The following is a 21,091-nucleotide window of genomic DNA, read 5'->3' as shown; positions in this document are numbered from 1 at the left end:
CACACCGATGTGCAGCGACCCGCTGGAACAGGACTCTACGGTACCGGTTCCCCGCGCATGTGTCCTGTGTGTAATTGTTTCGTGTCGAAATGCTGTCAGTCGGGCTTTTCGCCCCCGGAACCATTCTTCAGGCCAATGCCCTTGTCGATCAGATCCTCGACCTGGCTCTCGCGCCGTTGCAGGTAGATGTCCCGCGTGAAGCTGTATTTGTCCAGCGCGGCACCGTCCAGCATGGTGCTGGCTCGCAGCAGATTGGCCCGGGTCTCGATCGCACGCAATCCATACAGCGTGTTACGCAATGGCACATCGGAAATGCCCATCACCAGATCGCCGCGAGACTCGATGCTGAACCCGGCCGCGTCCCGCAGCGAAGACGGCCCGAACAGCGGCAGCACCAGATAAGGGCCGGAGGGAACACCCCAACGCCCCAAGGTCTGGCCAAAGTCGAGCCGCGTGCGTTCGATACCCATCTCGGAAGCGATGTCGAGCACACCGGCCAGACCAAAGAAGGTGTTCACATTGAAGCGCAGGAAGTTCTCCGAAGCCTCGCGCGGGCGCAACTGCAGCGCCGCGTTGACGAACGACCAAGCGTCGCGCAGGTTCTCGAAGAAGTTGCTCACCCCGGTACGCACCAGATCGGGGGTCACGTCGCGGTAAACCGTGGCCACCGGCTTGAGCACCGCACCATCAACCGCGTCGTTGAACTCTGTCACCTTGCGGTTGAAGGGCTCCCAGGGATCACGCGGATTGCCACCTTCCCGGGTGGCGCAGCCCGCCAGGACCAGCAGCAGCATGGCAACGGCCACGCAACGCGTGCGGCGGTTCAGACGATCGTTGAATGTGTTGTTCATGTTCCTGCTCCCGTGCATGGGCATGGCCGCCATCACCATGTGCTGCGAGCAGCGGCACGGTCACGCGCAGCTGACCCGCTCACTGTTCCTTCTTTTCGCCGCCGTCGGCCGCCTTGTCGAACAGAAACTGGCCGATCAGGTTTTCAAGCACCACGGCCGACTGGGTCTGCGTGATCACGTCGCCCGCCGCCAGGTTCTTGGTGTCGCCGCCCGGCTCGATGCCGATGTACTGGTCGCCCAGCAGGCCTGCCGTGAGGATCTTGGCCGAGGAGTCCTTGGGGAACACCACGCTCTGTTTGATCTCCAGCGTGGCCACGCCCTGGTAGGTCTGGGTATCGAGCACGACGCTCGTCACCCGGCCGACGTTCACGCCCGCCGAGCGCACCGGAGCGCGCGCCTTCAGGCCACCGATGTTGTCGAAACGTGCCTGCACCACGTAGGTTTCCCCACCGTTGGAAAAACTGGCCAGGTTGGCCGCTTTCAAGGCCAGGAAAAGCAGGCCCAGCGCGCCAAGCACGACAAACAGGCCAACAAAAATTTCAGTGCTTCTTTTGTTCATACGTAAGCTGCTCAATGATCAGGGGGTCGAGAACATCAGGGCGGTGAGGATGAAGTCCATCGCCAGCACACCCAGGGAGGCGGTCACCACGGTCCGGGTGGTGGCGTAGGCCACACCTTCGGGCGTGGCCTCGGTTTCATAGCCCTGGTACAGCGCCACCGCCGTGCAGATGACGCCGAAGACCGCGCTTTTGACCACACCGTTGCCCACGTCGCGCCAGACGTCAACGCCGTTTTGCTGGATCGACCAGAAATTGCCAGCGTCAATGCCGATCAAACCGACCGCGACGACCCAGGCGCCCAGGATACCGATGGCGGAAAACAACGCGGCCAGCAAAGGCATCGCGATGACGCCAGCGATGAACCGCGGTGCCAGCACCCGCTTGCGCGGATCGATGGCCATCAGTTCCATGGCGGCGATCTGCTCGCCGGCCTTCATGAGACCGATTTCCGCGGTGAGCGAGGTGCCAGCCCGGCCGGCGAACAGCAGCGCCGTGACCACAGGCCCGAGTTCGCGCACCAGCGACAGGTTGACCACCAGCCCCAGAGACTCCGCCGCACCGAAATTGGTGAGCGTGTTGTAGAGCTGCAGCGCCAGCACGAAGCCCACCGCCAGACCCGAGGCCAGGATGATGACCAGCGAACGGTTGCCAATGGCATGGATCTGTGTCACCACCAGACCAAAGCGGGCCAGTCCGGCCGGCACCGCCCTGATCAGCTCGATGAAAAACACGGTGCCATGGCCCCAGGCCGCGAACACGTCCAGGGCTCGACGGCCCAGCAGTTGCAGCGCGTTCAGCATGAAGCCTCCAGGCCGAAATCCACCGCTACCGGTGGCGCCGGGTAATGGAACTTGACCGGACCGTCTGGCTCCCCGCGCACGAACTGCCGCACCTCGGGTTCGGCGCTGGCCATCAGTTCGGCGGGTGTGCCCTGGGCCACGATGCGCCCGCCCGTGGCCATGAGCACCACCCAGTCGCTGATGGCCATGCACTGGGGCACGTCGTGCGAAATGAGCAGCGTGGTCGTGCCGGTGACGTCGGTCAGGGTGCGGATCAGCTTGGCCGTCACGCCCATGGACACCAGGTCGAGCCCGGCGAAGGGCTCGTCGTACATGATGAGTTCGGGGTCCAGCGCGATGGCACGGGCCAGCGCGATGCGCCGCGCCATGCCGCCCGACACCTCGCTGATGCGCAGGCCCGCCGCGCCCCGCAGACCCACGGCGTGGAGCTTCATCAGCACGATGTCGCGAATCAGTGCCTCGGGCAGATCGGTCATTTCACGCAGCGGAAACGCCACGTTGTCAAACACGGAAAGGTCGGTGAACAAGGCCCCGAACTGGAACAGCATGCCCAGGCGACGGCGCAAACGGAACAACTGGGTCTTGTTCCCCGCGTCCACGACTTCACCGTCAAACACCACGCGCCCGCTGTTGGGGGCGTGCACGCCGCCGATCAGACGCAGCAAGGTGGTCTTGCCACAGCCGGAGCCCCCCAGCACCGCCGTGACCTTGCCACGTGCGAATTGCAATGAGACGTCGTTCAGTATGGTTCGGCGACTGTCGTAACCGAACGTCACATGATCAATTTCGATGAAGGGGGATTCGCTCATGGGACCCAAGAAAAATGAGGGCGCATTGTCGCACGCCAACCCATCTCCCCCTTATCCCACGGCAATACACCAAGATTGCTCAACGTGGTAGATCGGAAAACCCCATGAGGAATTCGTCGACCGAGCGCGCGGCTTGCCGGCCTTCGCGGATCGCCCACACCACCAGGCTCTGCCCACGGCGCATGTCACCAGCGGCAAACACCTTGGGCACGTTGGTGGCGTAGCCACCGTCAAAGTCGGTCGTGGCCTTGGCGTTGCCGCGCGCGTCCTTGTCCACGCCAAAGGCTTCGAGCACGGTGGCCACCGGGTTGACGAAACCCATGGCCAGCAGCACCAGGTCGGCCTTGTATTCCTTCTCGGTGCCAGGAATCTCGACCAGCTTGCCGTCTTTCATTTCGACGTGCACGGTGGTCAGGCCGGTGACCTTGCCCTTTTCGCCCTTGAAGGCCTTGGTGGAGATGGCGAACTCTCGGGTGCAACCCTCTTCGTGGCTGGAACTGGTGCGCAGCTTGAGCGGCCAGTAGGGCCACACCAGGGGTTTGTTTTCCTGCTCGGGCGGCTGGGGCATCACCTCGAACTGGGTCACGCTGGCGGCGCCGTGGCGGTTGCTGGTGCCGACGCAGTCGGAGCCGGTATCGCCACCACCGATCACGATCACGTGTTTTCCATCGGCACGCAGCTGGCCCTTGAGCTTGTCGCCCGCGTTGACCTTGTTCTGCTGCGGCAGGAACTCCATGGCGAAGTGGATGCCGTCGAGATCGCGGCCGGGCACCGGCAGATCGCGGCTCTGCTCGGAGCCCCCGGTCAGCAGCACGGCGTCGAAGTCCTTTTGCAGCTGTTCGGCCGAGACGGTTTCCTTGGCCCAGTTGGTCACTTTGCTGTCCTTGGGCAGCGCACCGACCAGCACGCCGGTGCGGAACACCACGCCTTCGGCCTTCATCTGCTCGACACGGCGGTCGATGTGGCTCTTCTCCATCTTGAAGTCGGGGATGCCGTAGCGCAGCAGGCCACCGACGCGGTCGTTTTTCTCGAACAGGGTCACGTCGTGACCGGCGCGCGCCAGCTGCTGGGCGGCGGCCATGCCGGCCGGGCCGGACCCCACCACGGCAACCTTCTTGCTGGTCTTGATCTTGGCCAGCTGCGGCTGCACCCAGCCTTCGGCCCAGGCGCGGTCGATGATGGCGTGTTCAATCGACTTGATGCCCACCGCGTCGTCGTTCACGTTGAGCGTGCAGGCGGCCTCGCACGGGGCGGGGCAGATGCGGCCGGTGAACTCGGGGAAGTTGTTGGTGCTGTGCAGCACGGTGATCGCATTCTTCCAGTCGCCCTGGTACACCAGATCGTTGAAGTCCGGAATGATGTTGTTGACCGGGCAGCCGCTGTTGCAGAACGGTGTGCCGCAGTCCATGCAGCGCGCGGCCTGCACCTTGGACTGGCCCTCATCGAGGCCGACCACGAATTCCTTGTAGTGCTTCAGACGCTCGGGAACGGGCTTGTAGCCCTCTTCCAGACGCTCGTATTCCATGAAGCCGGTGACTTTTCCCATGATGTTGGTCCTTCGTATCCGTGTGTCTGGGCTTACTTGGCAGCGGCCGTGGCCAGCTTCGCCGTGCCCTGGGCCTTGGTGGTGACGGCAGCGGCCGTCTTGCGGGCGTTGATCTCACCCAGAGCGCGCTTGTATTCGTTCGGGAAGACCTTCACGAACTTGCCGCGCGACTCGGCCCAGGTGTCCAGCAGTTCGCGCGCGCGCTTGCTGCCGGTCCAGCGGTTGTGCTCCTCAAGCAGCTTCTTCAGTTGCGCTTCGTCACCCAGCCCACGGTGCCAGATGGCCTTGTCCACCGTGGCCTCCTGCTCCGCCGTGCTCAGCACCTTTTCCAGGCTGACCATGGCGGTGTTGCAGCGCTTGGCGAACTGGCCGTCCTCGTCGTACACGTAGGCCACACCGCCGCTCATGCCAGCGGCGAAGTTGCGGCCGGTCTTGCCCAGCACCACCACGGTGCCGCCGGTCATGTATTCACAACCGTGGTCGCCCGTGCCTTCCACCACCGCGGTGGCGCCGGAGAGGCGCACCGCGAAGCGCTCGCCGGCCACGCCGCTGAAGAAGGCTTCACCGGTGGTGGCGCCATACATCACGGTGTTGCCCACGATGATGTTGCGCGCCGCTTCGCCGCGGAAGTCGATGCTGGGGCGCACCACCACGCGGCCACCCGAGAGGCCTTTGCCGGTGTAGTCGTTGGCGTCACCGATCAGGTACAGCGTGATGCCGCGCGTGAGGAAGGCGCCGAAAGACTGGCCGCCCGTGCCTTCGAGCTGGATGCGGATGGTGTCGTCCGGCAGGCCCTCGGGGTGCACCTGGGTCACCGCGCCCGAGAGCATGGCCCCCACGGAGCGGTTCACGTTGCGCGCCACCTCGATGAACTGCACGCGCTCGCCCTTGTCGATGGCGGGGCGCGACTTCGCGATCAGGATGTTGTCGAGCGACTTCTCCAGACCATGTTCCTGGTTTTGCGTGTGCAGACGCGGCACGTCGGCCGGAGCCGCCGGCATGGCCAGCAGGCGGCCGAAGTCCAGGCCCTTGGCCTTCCAGTGCTCGATGCCCTGCTTCATGTCGAGCAGGTCGGCGCGACCGATCAGCTCGTCGAACTTGCGGATGCCCAGCTGCGCCATGATCTGGCGCGCTTCTTCGGCGATGAAGAAGAAGTAGTTGACGACGTGCTCGGGCTTGCCGGTGAATTTCTTGCGCAGCTCCGGGTCTTGCGTGGCCACGCCCACCGGGCAGGTGTTGAGGTGGCACTTGCGCATCATGATGCAGCCCTCGACCACCAGCGGAGCGGTGGCGAAACCGAACTCGTCGGCGCCCAGCAGGCCGCCGATGACCACGTCGCGACCGGTCTTCATCTGGCCGTCGGCCTGCACGCGGATGCGGCTGCGCAGGCGGTTGAGCACCAGGGTCTGCTGCGTTTCGGCCAGGCCGATTTCCCAAGGCGATCCGGCGTGTTTGATGGACGACCAAGGCGAGGCGCCGGTGCCGCCGTCGTGGCCGGCGATCACCACGTGGTCGGCCTTGCACTTGGCCACGCCCGCAGCGATGGTGCCGACGCCGATTTCCGACACCAGCTTGACGCTGATGGAGCTGTGCGGTGCCACGTTCTTCAGGTCGTGGATCAGCTGCGCCAGGTCTTCGATCGAGTAGATGTCGTGGTGCGGCGGCGGGCTGATCAGGCCCACGCCCGGCACGCTGTGGCGCAGTTTGCCGATGTAGTCCGACACCTTGCCGCCGGGCAGTTGGCCGCCTTCGCCGGGCTTGGCGCCCTGCGCCATCTTGATCTGGATCTGGTCGGCGCTGTTCAGGTACTCGGCAGTCACACCGAAACGACCCGAGGCCACCTGCTTGATGCGCGAGCGCATCGAGTCGCCCTCTTGCAACACGTAGTCCACCTCGAAGGTGTCCTTGCCCAGCAGATCGGACATGGTCTGGCCCTGCTTGATCGGGATGCCCTTGAGTTCGTTGCGGTAGCGCAGCGCGTCTTCGCCGCCTTCGCCGGTGTTGCTCTTGCCGCCGATGCGGTTCATGGCCACGGCCAGCGTGGCGTGCGCCTCGGTGGAAATCGAGCCCAGCGACATGGCGCCGGTGGCGAAGCGCTTGACGATTTCCTTGGCGGGCTCGACTTCGTCGATGGAGATGGCCTTGGACGGATCGATCCTGAACTCGAACAGACCGCGCAGCGTCATGTGGCGACGGTTCTGGTCGTTGATGATCTGGGCGTATTCCTTGTACGTGTTCCAGTTGTTGGAACGCGTGCTGTGCTGCAGCTTGGCAATGGCGTCGGGCGTCCACATGTGCTCTTCACCGCGCGTGCGCCAGGCGTATTCGCCACCGGTGTCCAGCATGGTGGCCAGCACCGGGTTGTTGCCAAAGGCGGCCTTGTGCATGCGCAGGGCTTCTTCGGCGATCTCGAACACGCCGATGCCCTGCACCCGGCTGGCGGTGCCGGTGAAGTACTTGTCGACCGTGTCGCTGGACAGGCCGATGGCTTCGAACAGCTGGGCGCCGCAGTAGGACATGTAGGTGGACACGCCCATCTTGGACATGATCTTGGACAGCCCTTTGCCGATCGCCTTCACGTAGTTATAGATCGCCTTGTCGGCACTCAGGTCGCCTGGCAGGTCTTTGCTGATGGCCGCCAGGGTCTCCATGGCCAGGTAGGGGTGCACGGCTTCGGCACCGTAGCCCGCCAGCACGCCGAAGTGATGCACCTCGCGCGCCGTGCCGGTTTCCACCACCAGGCCGGCCGAGGTGCGCAGGCCCTCGCGCACCAGGTGCTGGTGGATGGCGGACAGCGCCAGCAGCGCGGGGATGGCCACCTGGGTGGCACTGATGGCGCGGTCGCTCACGATCAGGATGTTCTTGCCGCCCTTGATCGCGTCCACCGCTTCAGCGCACAGCGAGGCCAGCTTGGCCTCGACCCCGGCACGTCCCCAAAACACCGGATAGGTGATGTCCAGCGTATGGCTGCGGAACTTGCCTTGCGTCACAACATGGATGTCGCGCAGCTTGGCCATGTCGGCGAAGTCCAGCACGGGCTGGCTCACCTCCAGGCGCATGGGCGGGTTGACATGGTTGATGTCCAGCAGGTTGGGCTTGGGGCCGATGAAGGACACCAGCGACATCACGATGGCTTCGCGGATCGGGTCGATCGGCGGGTTCGTCACCTGGGCGAACAGCTGCTTGAAGTAGTTGTAGAGCGGCTTGTCCTTGTCGGACAGCACGGCCAGCGGGCTGTCGTTGCCCATGGAGCCGATGCCCTCTTCGCCATTGGTGGCCATGGGGCTCATCAGGAACTTGATGTCTTCCTGGGTGTAGCCAAAGGCCTGCTGACGGTCCAGCAGTTCGGGCGTCACGGATTCCATGCCCGCGGTCTGCGGCTCGGTCGCGTCGATGCGCTGCTCTTGCGCCGCCTCACCCGCCACGGGGTTGTCCACATCGTCCAGGCGGATGCGCAGGTTGTCGATCCATTGCTTGTAGGGCTTGTTGTTGGCGAGGTTGGCCTTGAGCTCCTCGTCGTCGATCATGCGGCCCTGTTCCAGGTCGATCAGGAACATCTTGCCGGGCTGCAGGCGCCACTTGCGCACGATCTTGTTCTCCGGCACCGGCAGCACGCCGGACTCGGAACCCATGATCACGAAGTCGTCGTCGGTGATGCAGTAGCGCGAGGGGCGCAGGCCGTTGCGGTCCAGCGTGGCGCCGATCTGGCGGCCGTCGGTGAACACGATGGAGGCCGGGCCGTCCCAAGGCTCCATCATGGCGGCGTGGTATTCGTAAAAGGCCTTGCGGCGCTCGTCCATGGTGGTGTGCTGTTCCCACGGCTCGGGGATCATCATCATCACGGCCTGCGCCAGCGGGTAACCCGCCATGGTGAGCAGTTCCAGGCAGTTGTCGAAGGTGGCGGTGTCCGACTGGTTCGCGAAGCTGATCGGGTACAGCTTCTGCAGGTCGGCCCCCAGCACCGGCGAAGACATCACGCCTTCGCGCGCCTTCATCCAGTTGTAGTTGCCCTTGACGGTGTTGATTTCACCGTTGTGCGCCACATAGCGGTACGGATGGGCCAGCGGCCACTCGGGGAAGGTGTTGGTGGAGAAGCGCTGGTGCACCAGACCCAGGGCCGAGACGCAGCGTGGATCCTGCAGGTCTTTGTAATAGGTGCCCACCTGATCGGCCAGCAGCAGGCCCTTGTAGATCACGGTGCGGCTGCTCATGCTCACCACGTAATACTCTTTGCTGTGCTTGAGCTTGAGCGACTGGATGTGAGCGCTGGCTGTCTTGCGAATCACGTACAGCTTGCGCTCCAGCGCGTCCTGCACGATCACGTCGTTGCCGCGACCGATGAACACCTGGCGCAGGATGGGCTCCTTTTCGCGCACGGTCGGCGACATCGGCATGTCCTTGTTCACCGGCACGTCGCGCCAGCCCAGCAGGACCTGGCCTTCGTTGGCGATGGCACGCTCCATCTCCTGCTCGCAGGCCAGCCGCGATGCGTGTTCCTTGGGCATGAAGATCATGCCGACGCCGTATTCGCCCGGGGCCGGCAGGGTCACGCCCTGGGCGGCCATTTCTTCGCGGTACAGGGCATCGGGCAACTGGATCAGGATGCCGGCACCGTCGCCCATGAGCTTGTCCGCCCCCACCGCGCCCCGATGGTCCAGGTTTTCCAGGATCTTCAGACCCTGTTGCACGATGGCGTGGCTTTTTTCGCCCTTGATGTGGGCCACAAAGCCGACACCACAAGCGTCGTGTTCGTGGGCCGGGTCGTACAGACCCTGTTGCTGGAGTTGCTGCTGCTCGGCTGCCGTGGTCATGGCGCTTCCTTCTCGGTTCAAGGACGTGACAAAAATGCGTGGGATGCGAAGCATAGTGCATTGCAACAACGATGCCAAGCATTTTAATTGGGGTCAGATTCCAATAATACCACCACGGCAATGGTGTCGAAATAATTGGGGACATATCAATATCATGTAAAAAAAGCCTGAGTTGACAGGATTTACGCCTCCCTCATTCGCCCAGCGACGGCTTCGATGTCGGTCGCCCGGGTTTCGCCTTGCTGACCCGTCGATCGGTCTGTTTTTGCAGTTCTTGCACAAACGCCGGCTCCCCGAGCGCCCAACCGTGCAAGGCCGCACCGGTGATGGCTTCCTGCTGCTGCGTCGTCAAACCCGAGTGCACCATGTCCGCGTACGCCGCCTCCCGGGCAAACGGCGTGTTACCCAGGCTCCAATACAAAGGATGCGGCGTGATGCGGCGGTCGTGCGCCTGGCCGATGTAGTGGCGGTGGCTGGACCAGGCGTAGGTGGCGGGCTCGGCCACCATGCCCGCCCGCACCGGATTCAGATCCAGATAGGCCATGCAGGCCAGCAGGTAGCGCTCGGTCTGCACCAGGGTGGACTTGTACCGGCCTTCCCACAGCGTACCGGTGCGCCCATGCTGGGCATTGAAATAGCGCACGTAGCGCCGTCCGATCGCCTGCATCATCAGTGGCACACCATCCGGCGTCTCGGGCGTGAGCAGCAGGTGGAAGTGGTTGTCCATCAGCACCCAGGCGTGCAGCGCCACTTGGTGCTTGCGGGCGTTTTCCCAGATCAGTTCCAGCAACATGTGCCGGTCCGCATCGTTCAACACGATGGGCTGGCGGTTGTTGCCTCGCTGGATGACGTGGTGCGGGTAACCCGGCAGGGTCAGGCGAGGAAGACGGGCCATGTCGAACGAAGCCAGCAGTGAATCTGACCCCGATTATGGAACCCCCGTCCCTCGGTTCGTCACAGGAACAGGCTGGGTTCCCCAACGATGAGCTTGGCCAGCTCGTCCAACACCGCTGTGGTCCATTGATCGGCGGCGTAGCGGGTGGTCACGATCTCCAGCCCGTTGACGCAGGCCAACCGAATGTCGAGCACCGCGTTGTCGTGGTCCGCCGTGATCAACACGCTGGCCCGAGAGGCCAGCTCGTGTTCAAACACGATGAGCTGTATCCGGTGGGTGTCCGGGTGGCGCTGTTCCCGCCGCTCATGGGGCACGTGACCCGCGCGCAGGCGGCGCTCGACCCGCTCCAGGTCGGGTGGAAAGTTCACCGCCACACTGCCTTTGGCCGCACCACCTTCGCGCGGTTCCAGGCGCCAGCCCAGGGCAAGGTAGTCAAACACTTCTTTGTCGCGCAGGAGCTTCTTGCGGGCGTCGAAGCGAAAGTCGGTCTGCTTCATGGCCGGCCAGGGTGTCTTGCCGTCCAGGCTCAGCCGTGCCGCGGCCGGCTCGATCACATTGAGTTGGCGCGGCAGCTCCGTGAAGTAATGCCAGGTGGTTTTGCAGGCGGCCTCGGTGGCGGCAACGTTGGCCTCCAGATGCTGGAGGTCTACCTCCTGCTGCGACTGCAGCGATTTCGCCTGTTGTTTGAGCTGGTTGAGAAAGCTCATGCGTGATTCCCTGTGAGCGTGAGAGCCGGTCCTTGCGTTGAACGGCACGGGTGAGGACTGGCGGATTGCGGGAAAGTTTAGCCGCTCGAACGCCCACGCGGGCTACAGGGCCACCTCTGAGGGACGCCGCTCCCAGGCGCGCTGCAGCTGGTGCGCCAGCACGACGCCCAGCAATGAACAAGCCCCGGTAGCCACCCAGGTCCATTGCCACCCGCCGGCCCGCACCGCCAGCCAGGCCACCACCGGAGGCCCCACAAACTGCCCCAGTGAAGAGAACTGCTGCATCCAGCCCACGGTGGTGGACACCGTGTCTTTGCCGGGCGCCAGCACCACCGCCAGCCCAAAGAGGGTGCCGGGAATCAGGCCACCCAACCCGGAAAACAGCAAGACAGCCAGGTATTGCCAGACCGGGTGGCCCACTGCGCCGAATGCCACGACAGCGCCCAGCGCCATGGCGAGGTAGCCGAGCGACAACACCGTGCCGGGCCGGGTGCCGTGCGACATCCAGCGGCCGGCGCCGATGTTGCCCAGCATATTGATGCCCGCCGCCAGTGCCGTGAGAAGTCCGACGACGTTGCCGCTGTAGCCGGCCTGGCTGTAGATGGTGGGCAGAAACCCCACCACCGCCAGCCATTGCCCAGAGTAGAGAAAAAACGCCAGGGCCACCAGCCAGGGGCCTGGCGCGCCCAACGTCCGTCGCAACCTGGGCCACCAGGCCGCGGGCCTGCGGGTTTGTGCTGCATCGCCGCTGCTGGCGGCGACAACCCCGTCGGCGGGCACCCGCAGTGCCAGCAACGCTGCCGCCATCAGCGTGAGCACCGCCAGTCCCAGCCAGACCCAGCGCCACCCCACCACCGACAACAGCGGCGCACCCAGCAACAGCGCCAGCGCCGTACCCAGCGGCATGTAGGCGCCCCACCAACCGAGCGCGCGCGACAGCGTATGGTGGCGGTGCACGTGTAGGCGCAGCAGGCCGGGCGCTGGCAACACCGCCAGCAAGAAACCCAGCCCCTCTAGGACCCGCGTGGCCAGCAGCACCGACACGTTCGGCGCCCATGCTCCCAGGGCGCTGCCCAGAGCAAGCAGCAGCAAGCCGGCGAGCATCAACCGCCGGGGCCCCAGGCGATCAGCGCTCAGCCCGACGATCAACCCAAGCGTCATGCCCGCCAACTGCACCAGTGACAGCAGAAATCCCGCCTGCACCAGACTCAGCCCCAGCGAGTCGCGCAACACGGGAATGGCCACCGGCAGCTTGCCCACGTGCAGTGCGCAACACACTCCCACGCCCACCACCACAGCCGCCAAGGGCCCGGACGCGCGCGACGGCGGCGTGTCGGCGGTGGGGGCCACAAGCATCAAGTGTTCAAGGGAAGAGCGACGCACCACTCAGGCGTTCGTGCTCGCGGATGGCGAAACGATCCGTCATGCCGGCGATGTAATCGGCCACGGCCCGCGCCCGATGCCCACTTCGTGCATGAGCGTCGGGCAACTCGGTGGGCCGCTGCATGTAGAAGGCAAACAGCTCGGTCACCACACGCCGCGCCCGATCGGTGGTCTCCATGACCTGCGGATGGCGGTACAGGTTGCGCAACAAGAATCCCTTGAGCACTTGTGAACGGCCCCCCATGTCGGCCGAGAACGCCACCAGAGGCCCACGAGCCCGCACCGCATCCACGCTGTCCACACCGGACACCTCGATGCGCGCACGTGTGGTGTCGATCACGTCATAGACCTGGTCGCTCAGCATGAGACGGATCGATTCGAACAACAGGCGCCGTCCACCCAAGTGGGGGTGGGCGGCCAGGGCCTGCCGGTGGTACTGCGCAAACAAAGGCACTTCGCCCAATTGCTCCAGGGTGAGAAGCCCCGAGCGCACACCGTCGTCGATATCGTGCGCGTTGTAGGCGATTTCATCGGCCAGATTGCACAGCTGCGCCTCCAGCGAGGGCGAACCACCTTGTAGAAAACGCTGCGCCACGCCACTGGGGTCCTGCGCCTGCAACCGTTGCGCGTTCGCGCGCGAGCAGTGTTTGAGGATGCCTTCCCGGGTCTCGAACGTCAGGTTCAATCCGTCGAAGGCCGGGTAGCGCTCCTCCAGCTTGTCCACGACGCGCAGGCTCTGCAGGTTGTGCTCGAAGCCCCAAGCGCCTTCTTCCGAGCCGCCATCCCCAGCCATCCCGACCGGCGTCAGCGCCTTCATGCAAGCATGCAGGGCATCCTGACCGGCATGACCAAAGGGTGTGTGCCCCAGATCGTGCGCGAGTGCGATCGCCTCGACCAGATCCTCGTTCAGACGCAACGAACGCGCGATGCTGCGTCCGAGTTGCGCGACCTCCAGCGAGTGGGTCAAACGCGTGCGAAACAGATCGCCTTCGTGGTTGAGAAAGACCTGGGTCTTGTAGACCAGACGGCGAAACGCGGTGCTGTGGATGATGCGGTCCCGGTCGCGCTGAAAGGCCGTGCGCGTGGGGGCCTCGGGTTCGGGAAACCGCCGGCCGCGGCTGTGCTCCGGATGGCTGGCATACGCAGCCAGTCCTATGGAAGCGCCAACCTCCATCAACGCCGTTCCCCTCGCCGACACCGCACCATCCCGCCCGTCCAGCCGGAACAAGACCCGGTGCAGGAGCTCATGCGCGGCAGCTCGTTTCAATCACCTCGGCCACCACGTGGTCGGGTGCGCTTTGCACCAGGGCTTGCCCGGCCCCATTGATGAGAACGAACTTGATTTCCCCCGCCTCGGACTTCTTGTCCACCCGCATCAAAGCCAGGTAACGGCCGGCGTTGTCGGCCGCATCCAGCACCGGCGCCACCACCGGCAGACCCACGCGTTCGATCAAGCGCGTCAGTCGCAGCACGAAGCCTTCATCCACCAGCCCCAGACGCTGCGAAAGCCGGGCCGCCATCACCATGCCGCAACCCACCGCCTCGCCATGCAGCCACCGCCCATAGCCCATGCCCGCCTCGATGGCATGTCCAAAGGTGTGTCCGAAATTGAGAATGGCCCGCAGGCCCGATTCGCGCTCATCCTGACCCACCACATCGGCCTTGATCTCGCAACTGCGCCGCACCGCGTAAGCCATGGTTGAAGGGTCCCGGGCGAGCAGCTCGGCCACATGGGCCTCCATCCACTCCAGGAAGGCCATGTCAGCGATCGGGCCGTATTTGATGACCTCGGCCAACCCGGCGCTGAGTTCACGCGGTGGCAGCGTATTGAGCGTCTCCAGATCGCAGATGACCCGTTGTGGCTGGTAGAAGGCCCCAATCATGTTCTTGCCCATTGGGTGGTTGATGGCGGTCTTGCCCCCCACCGACGAATCCACCTGCGCCAACAAGGTGGTCGGCACCTGCACGAATGGCACACCCCGCATATAGCTCGCTGCCGCGAACCCGGTCATGTCGCCAATCACACCACCTCCAAGCGCAAACAGGACAGTCTTGCGATCACAACCATGGCGCAACAGGGCATCAAAAATGAGGTTGAGCGACTCCCAGGTCTTGAAGGCCTCCCCATCGGGCAGGGTTACCACGTGTATGGTGTCGAAGTGGGAAGCCAACGCTGCCTGCAAGCGGGACAGATAGAGCGGCGCCACCGTCTCATTCGTCACGATGACAGCGCTGACTGCCGACGGCAGCCCCTCATAGCTTGAGGGAAGGTCCAGCAGCCCGGCACCAATCACAATGCTGTAGCTGCGATCACCCAGATGAATCTGGACGTGCTCGCTTGAAGATGAGGATGTCTGATGCTGCATAGCCCACGAGTTTAGAGCCTGCTCAACAGCAAAAACCTGGCCCGGGCAAAACCCGGACGACGCGGGCGACAAAAGCCCCCCACCCACGGGGCACTGCAGAGTCCAAGAGCAGCCGATCACCCGTTGCCTACCTAGCTTCCGCCGGGCTGCGATCCACCGGATATTCCCGCCATATCCAGCTGCATCATGATCATGTTGACCAGTGTCGAAACTGAGGGACGCCCAGTTTCGACCACGTAGTGCGCCGTTTCCCGATACAAGGGATCACGCACGTCATACAAGTCGCGCAAGCGTTGCAACGGGTCCGCGACCTGCAGCAATGGACGGTTTCGATCGTGCCGCAGCCGTCGATAAACCTCTTCAGGAGTTGACCGCAAATACACGACTTGCCCTCTTTCCCGAAGATGCAACCGGTTCGTCGGCCTCAGAACCGAACCACCACCGGTGGACAACACGCAGGCCGGACCTTGGGTCAACTCGTCCAGCACCCCCTCTTCCACATCCCGAAAACGAGCCTCGCCCTCTCGTTCGAAAAACTCACGAATCGAACAACCCAGACGCTGTTCGATCACGAGGTCAGAATCAAAGAAGGGAAGTGCCAGACGGCGGGCGAGCTGCCGGCCGATGGTCGATTTGCCAGACCCGGGCAAACCAACCAACGAGATCAGAGCATGGGCCTGCACAATAAAAATGACCTTATAACACCTAGCAAAACCTCGCGATCATTCAAATTGGGCAAACACCGCAACAAATAATTTACTCAATATGATTTATATCAACCGCTGAAGGAAACAGGCTAACTATTCTGCCGCCGCATCCTCTTCCGCCGCAGCCTCTTCAACGGTCACCTCAACAACGGCAGACCTCGAATGATAGTCAAGCACCAGCACTCCGACGCCTTCCATACAGCCACCCAACGTGGTGATCTTAAACACTGGATCTTTCCCCGTGACCTCCGTCCTATCGAGTCCTATTGAGTCAGGCGAAGGGTTGTGGATCCTAAATGGGGGAGTCCCACCAACGATGGTCACCAAGGTTTCACCGCCGGCTCCGCCACCCGCCTTACACGAAGAGCTTCCCGCTGGAGTGCTCCATTTAATCTCCGAAGGATTCGTGAAGAATTCATCTGTGTCGCCCGCCACATCCCCCCCTCCCCCACAAGAAGCCAGTGCGCCAGCAACCAAGAGAGATCCAGACACTTTCAACCAGTTCATACCCATATCCTTTGCCTTACGCAAATAACGCCATCATCGAGTCACACCACGATCGGTGATCGTTCGCGGCGTGATGAAGATCAACAACTCCGATTTATTCGCCGTTTTGCTTTTATTCTTGAACAAATGACCCATGAAAGGAATATCCCCCAACAACGGCACCTTGGTCACATCATCCACTTCGATCTGCTCAAATATGCCACCAATCACCACGGTCCCACCATTTTCAATCAATACCTGCGTTTGCACGTGCTTGGTGTTGATTGCAATACCTGCGGTCGTGGTTTCGCCACGACTGTCCTTGTTGATATCAACATCCAAGATGATGCTCCCCTCAGGAGTGATCTGAGGAGTGACCTCAAGCTTCAGATTGGCCTTTCGAAATGCGATTGCAGTGGCACCGCTCGAAGTGGCCGTCTGATATGGATATTCTGTACCCTGTTCAATCAAGGCCTTGACCTGATCAGCAGTCACCACCCGCGGGCTCGACACAATTTTCCCTCGTCCATCGGCCTCAAGTGCCGATATTTCAAGATTCAAGAATCGATTGGCAGCAGAACTGAAAAGAGACAACGCAAATGCGGCCGGCTGAAAACCACCAGCACCAGTGGACGGCAGGTTCACGAAACTGGTGTTGAGTGTATCGAGCACATTCTCAGACTCGACTGTTGTGCTAGATACCGCGTTATAGCTGCCACCAATCGCAATCCGATTCGCACCACCAACGCTATATCCCGGCTCACCACCTCTAACACCACGCAAATCACTGCCGCCCAGTCTCACCCCCAAAGATCGTCCAAAACGATCATCCGCCTCGACAATCCTCGCTTCGATAAGGACTTGTCGAACAGGTATGTCAAGTTTGGCGATAAGTTGCTGCACCTGCTCCAGCTTGGAAGGAATATCGGTTACAAACAGCTGATTCGTTCTGGGCTCGGCGATCACACTTCCCCGCGTAGACAGCATTCTTGCGCTGCCCTCTCCAGCGGCGCCCTTGCTTGCCGCGGCCAACTGTTCGGCAATATCGCTGGCCTTGGCATAATTCATCTGAAAACTCTGTGTTCTCAAGGTTTCCAGACTCTCTATCGATACCTTCGATTCAAGCTCCTGCTTTTCGCGAGCGACAATTTCGTCCTTCGGAGCAATCCAAAGCACGTTGCCAGACTTGCGCATACCAAGCCCTTTGGCTTGAAGAATGATGTCCAAAGCCTGGTCCCAAGGCACATCCTTCAGGCGCAACGTGACAGCGCCAGTCACGGAATCCGAGGTCACCACGTTGAAATTGGTGAAGTCCGCGATCACCTGCAACAGCGACCGCACTTCAATGTTCTGGAAATTCAGAGACAGCTTTTCGCCATTGTATCCTGGGCCCTGAGTGAGCTTGGAAGGATCAACCTTCTGCTCTCGGACCTCCAGTACAAACTGGTTATCACTTTGATAGGCGGAATGCTCCCAGTTGCCCCTAGGTGTGACCACCATACGGACACGATCACCACTCTGACTGGAGGTCACGGTCTGCACTGGCGTGCCAAAGTCGCTCACATCCAGCTTGCGGCGCAAACCTTCAGGCAACGAGGTCTTCAAAAACTCGACCACCAGATTCTGCCCTTGCTGCCGAATATCCACACCGACCTGATTGTTTGCAAGATCCACAACAATTCGCCCGGCGTTACCGACACCACGGCGGAAGTCGATATCCTTCAGAGCTACCACATCTCGGTTCTGACTCTCCGCAAAGACCGCCTGTGCACTTGTTGGCGCAGGAGTTCCAGATTCTGGCCTCTCCAGCAAAACGACCAATGATTTTCCTTCAATTTTTGCCTGGTAAGCAGATGGATTCTTCAAGTTAATAACAACTCGAGTCCTATCTCCAACCTGCACCACATTGGCTGAGCGAACATTCCCATGATTAAGCTCAATTACACTACGCCCTATCGCATTGATCACCCCCGGAAAATCAAGCGCAATGCGCGCGGGCGATTGTATGACGAATCCTGCAGGAACACCGGAGAGCGGCTCGGTTGTATCGATGCGAAGAACCTCCACCCCACCCTGGACACTGGCGGTCAGGGACTGGATTGCGTTCTGGGCCTGCGCCAGGAACGATGTAAATGCCAAACAGGCAAAAGCCATTGCCCTGACCATTTTCAAATTCAACGCACTCTGGTCAGTCGCCATCTTAGGTTTAATCATTTATTCACATCCTCTTGTAACTGCAACCCCGAAGTGCGCTCAATCCACTCACCTGCAGCATCTTGAACAATTTCACGCAGAGCAACTTCTGTTTCGGTGATATCAAGCACCCGACCATAATTCTGCCCCAGATAATTACCCACCTTCACTTGGTAGAGCAAATTATCAACCTTAACCAATGCAACCAATTGCCCCTGACGTGTCAGACTTCCAACCATCGACATGGTATCCAGAGGAAACGCTTCAAGTGGCTGCTTCCGCCTGTTCAACTCTGCCTCAATCAATGCAGAGCCGCCCAACGACGGCCCCTGATTTCCTCGCATCACACTGGCCAACTTTTCGGCACTGAACGGGTCCGTCAAGCTTTCACCAGCGTAGCTTTGCGGAATAAACTTACTGGGCTCGGGGATCGGCTTGATCTGCGGTCGAATGGAATTTCGCTCGCTCTGCATCCACTGTCGCAACTCTTCCTGCTCAGAAGAGGTACACCCCAACAACACCAACATGGATGACAGCAATACCAGACTCAGTGGAAACTTGAAATTCACTTGACAGCCTCCTTCTTCTTTTTCACCGACTGCTGCTGCAAAGCAATCTCCTCCTGATCAAGATAGCGGAAGGTTTTGGCTGTGCCATCCATCGTCAACACACCTGCCCTATCTTTCACGGGCACCAAAGACAAATTATTCAGCGTGACAATACGCGACAGATTGGCAATATCTGCAGCAAAAAGTCCAACATCATGGTAGCGTCCGGTGACACGAACCGTAATGGGCAGTTCGGCATAGTATTCTTTGACAACCACCTGACCAGGGCGAAACAATTCAAATTGCAGACTCCGCCCCAACCCAGCCTGGTTGATGTCCGACAACAAGGCATCCATCTCTGCCTTGCTTGGCAACTGCTTCTCGAGCTGGCTTACGTATTGCTGCACCTGCTCAAGTTGTTTCTTCAACGCATCAAGATTGACTGCTTGAACCAGTTTTTTCCGATAGTCCTCGCGCAGCTGCTCTTCGCGTGTTTTTTCCGCAAGCAACTCTTCGTCAATCGACTTGAGCCATGCAAACCACATGCCCGCAATAACAGCCGCACATACCACCACAAACAGCAAACCGCGAGGCAGCAGTGGCCACTCGGATGGATCGTTCGGGTCGAGCCCTTTGAACTGCCCCTGGATTTTGTCCTGAACCAGTTTTAGGTCCAGGTTCATTTTGGGTGTTTTTGCCATTGTCTTGTATACCCAGTTCAGACCTTGCCCGGAGCCACATTCTTGATCTTTTCGCCCGCCGCTGGCGTTGCACCGGCTGCAGCAGGTCGTTTGAGCGTGACCCGGATCGTGAATTTTGAGACTCGTCTCTTATCACGGCTGGACAGATCCTCTGTCGCTGCAACGATTTCAACCAGGTCGGGCTTTTCAAGCCACGGGCTGTTGTTCGCAAGATTTCGCAACAGATCGGAAACCCGCTCCTGAGATTGAGCAATCCCGGTCAACAAAACACTCTGATTTTCTTGCTTCATGCTGGACAGGTAAATTCCATCCGGCAGTTGCACCACCAGCTCATCCAACAAATGGACCGGCAGATTTCGATCTCCCTGAAGGTCTTCCACCGCCGTCTGTCTTGCACGCAGAGAAGCAATTTGCGCCTGCAGGCTGGCGATATCCTTGATCTCATCATCCAGTCGAGCAATTTCACCCTGCAGAAAAGTATTGCGTCCTTGTTGGACAGCAATCTGTCCCTGGTACCACGTAAAAATGGCCCCGCAGATCACACCACCAAGCAATGCCGACAAGCCCAGTTGGGAGAAGAACTGCTCTTTGCGCTTCTTGCGACTCGCCTCCCGATGAGGCAGCAGATTGATCAGAATCATTGGTAGAACCTCCGAAGCGCCAGACCGGTTGACGTCAGGTAGGAGGGAGCTTCTCTGGTGATCTTGCGAGCCTGGACATTGGAAGCCATTTCCATGCCATCAAAAGGATTGATCACCATGCAGGCGAAAGAAGTCTGATGGGTGACCGCCTCCGTCAGGCCGGGCAGTGCTGCACTGCCTCCCGCCAAAAGGATGTGATCGACCTTGTTGTAAGGCGTGCTGGTGAAAAAGAACTGCAACGCGCGCCCGATTTCCTGCGCCATGCTTTCAATGAATGGATCAAGAACCGTCGTCCGATAGTCTTCCGGGAGATCCCCAGAACGTTTCTTCGCTTCGGCCTCATCCGAAGAAAAACCATATTGCCGAACGATCAACTGCGTCAGCTGTGCACCACCAAAAGCCTGATCACGCTCGTAGAGCACATCGTCATTTCGCATGACCTGCATGCTGGTGGTCAGCGCACCCACCTCAAACAGTGCGACCAAGGAGTCCACCCCCTGGTTGGGCAACGTTTCGATCACCCGACCCGCAGCCATGCGCGAGGCGTATGACTCCACATCCATGACAACCGGCTTCAGACCCACCGCTTCAGCAAGGCCCTGCCGGTCAGACACCTTTTCCTTGCGGGACGCGGCGATCAACACCTCCACGTCTCCCACCGAGGTGGCGCTCGGGCCTACGACACAGAAGTCAAGACTCACTTCATCCAGAGAGAAGGGAATGTATTGATTGGCTTCCGACTCCACCTGCGCTTCGAGCTCTTTGTCAGACAACCCGCCTGGTAGGATGATTTTTTTGGTGATCACCGCCGACGCGGGCAACGCAAAGGCAACGTTTTTGGTTTTGCTGCCACTCTTGCGGACCACACGCCGAACCGCCTCGACCACTTCATCGAACTTTTCGATGTTGCCGTCGGTGATCCAGCCCCGCTCCAGGGGCTCCATGGCGCAGCGCTCCAGGACCAGGTCTCCCGAGCGGTTACGGCCAAGCTCAACCAGCTTGACACTCGACGAACTGACGTCTATGCCCAGCAACGGTGCCGGCTCCCGGCTGAATAACGAACCCAATGAGATCAAGGAGACCCCCA

General features: G+C 61.0%; 18 protein-coding genes. All 18 read right to left on the bottom strand.

What is annotated here, in order from left to right:
- Nucleotides 1-95: 95 nt before the first annotated feature.
- Nucleotides 96-851, bottom strand: a complete 756-nt coding sequence (locus tag KIH07_RS09855) for a VacJ family lipoprotein (protein WP_226491802.1) — start codon at nt 849-851, stop codon at nt 96-98.
- A 79-nt stretch (nt 852-930) separates the two neighbouring features.
- Complete coding sequence (mlaD, locus tag KIH07_RS09850) at nt 931-1,410, bottom strand: outer membrane lipid asymmetry maintenance protein MlaD (RefSeq protein ID WP_226491801.1); 480 nt, start codon at nt 1,408-1,410, stop codon at nt 931-933.
- Nucleotides 1,411-1,428: 18 nt separating this feature from the next.
- Complete coding sequence (mlaE, locus tag KIH07_RS09845; protein WP_226491800.1) at nt 1,429-2,211, bottom strand: lipid asymmetry maintenance ABC transporter permease subunit MlaE; 783 nt, start codon at nt 2,209-2,211, stop codon at nt 1,429-1,431.
- Nucleotides 2,205-3,020, bottom strand: coding sequence for an ABC transporter ATP-binding protein (locus KIH07_RS09840; protein ID WP_226491799.1), 816 nt, complete (start codon nt 3,018-3,020; stop codon nt 2,205-2,207). The genes mlaE and KIH07_RS09840 overlap by 7 nt, the downstream gene beginning before the upstream one ends.
- A 79-nt stretch (nt 3,021-3,099) precedes the next feature.
- Complete coding sequence (locus tag KIH07_RS09835) at nt 3,100-4,566, bottom strand: glutamate synthase subunit beta (RefSeq protein ID WP_226491798.1); 1,467 nt, start codon at nt 4,564-4,566, stop codon at nt 3,100-3,102.
- A 32-nt stretch (nt 4,567-4,598) separates the two neighbouring features.
- The gene (locus tag KIH07_RS09830; RefSeq protein ID WP_226491797.1) at nt 4,599-9,377 is read right to left on the bottom strand and encodes a glutamate synthase-related protein; all 4,779 of its coding nucleotides are present in this window, start codon (nt 9,375-9,377) and stop codon (nt 4,599-4,601) included.
- A 193-nt stretch (nt 9,378-9,570) separates the two neighbouring features.
- Entirely contained in the window at nt 9,571-10,272 is a 702-nt protein-coding gene (locus KIH07_RS09825; RefSeq protein WP_226491796.1) for a transposase, read from the bottom strand.
- A gap of 59 nt (nt 10,273-10,331) precedes the next feature.
- Nucleotides 10,332-10,979, bottom strand: coding sequence for a hypothetical protein (locus KIH07_RS09820; protein WP_226491795.1), 648 nt, complete (start codon nt 10,977-10,979; stop codon nt 10,332-10,334).
- 102 nt (nt 10,980-11,081) lie between these two features.
- The gene (locus KIH07_RS09815) at nt 11,082-12,335 is read right to left on the bottom strand and encodes a CynX/NimT family MFS transporter (RefSeq protein WP_226491794.1); all 1,254 of its coding nucleotides are present in this window, start codon (nt 12,333-12,335) and stop codon (nt 11,082-11,084) included.
- Nucleotides 12,336-12,342: 7 nt separating this feature from the next.
- A complete protein-coding gene (locus KIH07_RS09810; RefSeq protein ID WP_226491793.1) occupies nt 12,343-13,536 on the bottom strand; it encodes a deoxyguanosinetriphosphate triphosphohydrolase in 1,194 nt (397 codons plus the stop codon).
- 70 nt (nt 13,537-13,606) lie between these two features.
- Nucleotides 13,607-14,728 (bottom strand): 3-dehydroquinate synthase, encoded by a 1,122-nt coding sequence (aroB, locus tag KIH07_RS09805; protein ID WP_226491792.1) that lies wholly within the window; start codon nt 14,726-14,728, stop codon nt 13,607-13,609.
- Nucleotides 14,729-14,859: 131 nt separating this feature from the next.
- Nucleotides 14,860-15,411 carry a shikimate kinase gene (locus KIH07_RS09800; RefSeq protein WP_226491791.1) on the bottom strand — a complete coding sequence of 184 codons (552 nt, stop codon included), beginning with the start codon at nt 15,409-15,411 and terminating at the stop codon, nt 14,860-14,862.
- 117 nt (nt 15,412-15,528) lie between these two features.
- Nucleotides 15,529-15,942, bottom strand: coding sequence for a hypothetical protein (locus tag KIH07_RS09795; RefSeq protein ID WP_226491790.1), 414 nt, complete (start codon nt 15,940-15,942; stop codon nt 15,529-15,531).
- Between the two features lie 33 nt (nt 15,943-15,975).
- On the bottom strand, nt 15,976-18,135 hold the full coding sequence (gene pilQ, locus KIH07_RS09790) for a type IV pilus secretin PilQ (protein ID WP_413465728.1): 2,160 nt from the start codon (nt 18,133-18,135) through the stop codon (nt 15,976-15,978).
- Complete coding sequence (locus KIH07_RS09785; RefSeq protein ID WP_226494668.1) at nt 18,132-18,641, bottom strand: pilus assembly protein PilP; 510 nt, start codon at nt 18,639-18,641, stop codon at nt 18,132-18,134. Before KIH07_RS09785 ends, pilQ begins: the two co-directional genes overlap by 4 nt.
- Nucleotides 18,642-18,679: 38 nt before the next feature.
- Complete coding sequence (locus tag KIH07_RS09780) at nt 18,680-19,363, bottom strand: type 4a pilus biogenesis protein PilO (protein ID WP_226491789.1); 684 nt, start codon at nt 19,361-19,363, stop codon at nt 18,680-18,682.
- 17 nt (nt 19,364-19,380) lie between these two features.
- The gene (locus KIH07_RS09775) at nt 19,381-20,004 is read right to left on the bottom strand and encodes a PilN domain-containing protein (protein WP_226491788.1); all 624 of its coding nucleotides are present in this window, start codon (nt 20,002-20,004) and stop codon (nt 19,381-19,383) included.
- A complete protein-coding gene (locus KIH07_RS09770) occupies nt 20,001-21,080 on the bottom strand; it encodes a pilus assembly protein PilM (protein WP_226491787.1) in 1,080 nt (359 codons plus the stop codon). The genes KIH07_RS09775 and KIH07_RS09770 overlap by 4 nt, the downstream gene beginning before the upstream one ends.
- Nucleotides 21,081-21,091 lie beyond the last annotated feature (11 nt).

The sequence above is a fragment of the Hydrogenophaga taeniospiralis genome (genome assembly GCF_020510445.1).
Lineage (GTDB): Bacteria > Pseudomonadota > Gammaproteobacteria > Burkholderiales > Burkholderiaceae_C > Hydrogenophaga.
Note: the sequence above shows the minus strand (reverse complement) of the source record. Positions and strands in the feature narration are given on the sequence as shown.